General features: G+C 50.7%; 1 protein-coding gene. It reads left to right on the top strand.

All coding sequences use genetic code 11. From position 1 onward, the window contains the following. Positions 1-3,787, top strand: a 3,787-nt coding sequence (locus E1297_RS03700; protein ID WP_209015627.1) for a calcium-binding protein, incomplete at both ends; no start/stop codon positions are given.

Here is a 3,787-nt window from a genome sequence, read left to right as displayed (position 1 = left end):
GGGTTACTACGTCGTTTACGACAGTGACGGTGAAGTGGTCAGTCACATTTCTGCGGAAGCCTACGAAGCGATTGAAAATTTCGAGTCGAACGGCACGACCAAGGAAGGGGATGACTTACATGAAGTTTATGTCGTTGATGATGGTATTTATATTCTCGATTCTGATGAAACTGAATTTGACAATGCTTATGATCAGACCGATTACGATACATATGGGGCAAACCAGTATGCGAGGGTAAGCGAATATACAATAGAGTATTATTCACTAATAATCGGGAATGATGAAGATGATGTTATCTACGCAAGTGATACCTGGGCGAAAGGGTCCTGGATAGAACTTGACGGGGCCGGAGACCTTATTTTTGCAGGCTTGGGAGATGACATTGTTTATGGCGGTTCGGGTGATGACACAATTTATGGCGGCGAGGGCGATGATATCCTTTACGCCGGTGAAGGCGACAACGTGCTTTATGGCGGTGAAGGCGATGACATTATCATCGGAGGATCCGGCGACAACATCATGTATGGCGGGGACGGTGACGATGTCCTCATAGGCGGAAACGGCAATGACACATTCTATGGCGGTGATGGCGACGACTGGATATTTTCCGGATCGCTGTTTGATGGCCAAACCAACTTTTTATATGGCGGAAGCGGGTCAAATACGTTTGTCCTGGGAACCGTCGCCAACAGTGACTATGCCGATATAACCCCGGTCGATTGGTCGGAGCTATCAGACGAATTCTCGACTGCATTACTGGAGGCCCTGACGGGTTCCGACGACGTTACAATTGATGTTGACGACGACGACGCGACGGATGACGACAGTTCGGACGATACGAGCGACGATGGTTCGGATGATACGAGCGACGACAGTTCGGATGATACGAGCGATGACAGTTCGGACGATACGAGCGATGACAGCTCGGATGATAGTTCCGGCGATTCAGGCAGTGACGCTTCCTATGTAGCCGCTGGTGGAGGCCTGTCAGTTGGCGGCGCAGCTTGGTTTTTCATTGATCGTTCTAAGATGATTGAGGCGTACCAAAATATGGTTACGGCCCAAGACACCGATGATAGTGACATAGAAAGTCTTGCGTCGGACGAGGACTATCAGTCGAATTACGATAATTGGATAAGAGAGAACGGTTTTTATGATTCAGATTCAGACGATGACAGCACCGATACGGAATATGATGTCGATGATGATCTAACCGATGATGACGGCGATGCCGACACGTCAGGAGATGCTGTTGATACCGGAGACGCCTCTAACGACGTCGAAGATGAAAATGAGATCACGGTAGACGACGATGTCGACGTAGTCGAGGATGAAGACAATGCGTTACTGGATGAATTCTGGGAAAATGTAGAAAACAAGGGCGATATTGACATCGATGGCACGTCCTTTGACGCTGAGGATATCGCTTCTGATCTTTCCGAAATGGACGACGTGGTTGATACGGTGGCTGAGACCGCTGTAGAAGATTCCATAATTGTTGGGAGTCTTAGCGCAGGGTTTTATACATTCCTCGCTGTTACGCTTTTGATTGATTTTTATGAATTGCTGGATGACGCCTATGATTCGGACGGGGACAGCGACCCGGAGGCGGGCTATAGCGTCGTCATGGACTTCGATCCGACCTCGGATGTGCTTATCATCCCGGTGACCGATTCGACGGTGTCCAATGTTTTCCTCACCGACAGCGAAACCGGTACGTACGGGTATGGCTTTTCTATCAAGTACGAAGAAGGAACCAGCGAAGATACTGTTGCATATGTTGCTTATGCCGATGCCAGTGTCATCTTTGATGATGATTCGATTACCTCACTATCCAGCGAGATCGCGGATGCATTTTACTATTCTCTGCTGCAGAATGCCATTCTGGTGACGTCAGATGGTGAAGCCTACAGTTTGTCCGACGGCCAAACGGTGGACATTGACGATGACGTATTGGACGAGATTTCCGGGACGACCTCCTACATCCTTATGGGGGCCTATACAGGCTGGACCGTCTACGGAACTTCGAGTCAAACCTATCTCGTGGGCAGCGACGGCGACGACTATATCTGGGGCTATATCCCGGATTCCTCCATTGCGGGCTATACGGGTGGATGGGGCTCCGATTCCGGTGTCTACTACGGTTTTGACGGGGATGATTACATTCAAGCCGGCTACGGGGATGACTATATCTACGGCGGCACCGGCAGCAACACCTCCGCCTACACCGATTCCCCGGACGGGATCTATGTCGATCTGTCGACCACCTATGAGGATTCGACGGGCCAGACCTATGCGCTCGCCGATGACGGGTATGGAACCACGGACCGGCTATACAACATCCAGAACATTTATGGCAGCGCGTATGACGACACCATTATCGGCAGTGAAGAGGACAACATCCTGGCCGGATATGAGGGCAATGATGTCATTTATGGAGTCGGCGGAGACAACAAGATCTTTTCAGGTACCGGCGACAACACGGTTTATGGCGGGACAGGCAATGATACGGTCTATATCGAGGCCGGGGACAGCTATTATTACGGTGGCGACGGCACCAATACAATCGACATTACTTATGCAGATGCCTCGGTAACCGTCGACTTTTCCGACGGTGCGGGGACAGTCACGTTTTCTGATGGGTCTATCGGGACATACGAGGATTTCAACGTCATCATCGGATCAGACTATGGAGACATCATCGTTGCAGATGGCGATATCTACACTATTGAAGGTGGGGACGGCGACGACACCATCACAACCGATGGATCCTACTACCTAGTCTATGGTGGCGGTGGCGACAACCTGATCTATACCAGTGGTAATGATTATTATGTTGGTGGTGGAGATGGTGACAATATTATCATTGTTACCGGGACCGATGCCTATGTTGATGCGGGGGATGGTGACGATACGGTCTATATCTCTTCCGGTGACGACACGGTATATGGCGGCGGCGGGTTCAATGTTCTTGCTGCCAGTATATCGGAGAGCGGTGTCATAATCGATTTCTCTGACGGCGCTGGAACCATGACTTACGACGATGGGTCGGTTGTCACATTTGAAGATTTCGATGTCATTGCGGGGACGTATTATGACGACGACATCACCGGTGGTGACTCCGACGACATCATTTTCGGCGTAGGTGGCAACAACACCATCGATGGTGGTGGTGGTAACAATGTCATCTATTCTGGAGACGATGGCAGTGTCATTTCTGTTGATGACGGAGACAATCTCATTACCGGCGGCGCGGGCGAAGACACGATTTATCTCGGTTCCGGCACCAATCTTGTCTATGGCGGTGATGGCAAGACAACGCTCTATGGCGGCACCGGAACGGTCACTTTTTATGGTGGCGAAGCGGATGACATCCTCTATGTCGGCATGGCGGAGGGCAGCTTTTATGGCGGTGACGGAACCAACACGCTTTCGCTGACTGAATCAGATGCAGGGGCGACGATTGCTATCTCCGATGATAGCGGAACCGTCGACTATTCTGACGGCTCTTCGAGCGATTTCGATAGTTTCGAGATCATTTACGCGACCGAATACGATGACACGATCACGCTGTCCGACGGCTCCTCGACCATCTACGAAGAAGACGGGGATAACGCTTTCTATGACTATAGTGGCGACAGTACCTACTATGGCGGAGATGGCAACGATACGATCTATGTCTATTCCGGTGGCGACAGTGTTGATGGCGGAGATGGCACCAATACCGTTTATTTCACTGCACTGGACTCGGCCGTTACGATCGACATGTCCGACGATGCGGATACG

The organism is Roseibium sp. RKSG952 (genome assembly GCF_009711355.1).
This window is presented reverse-complemented; position numbering and strand designations above follow the sequence as displayed.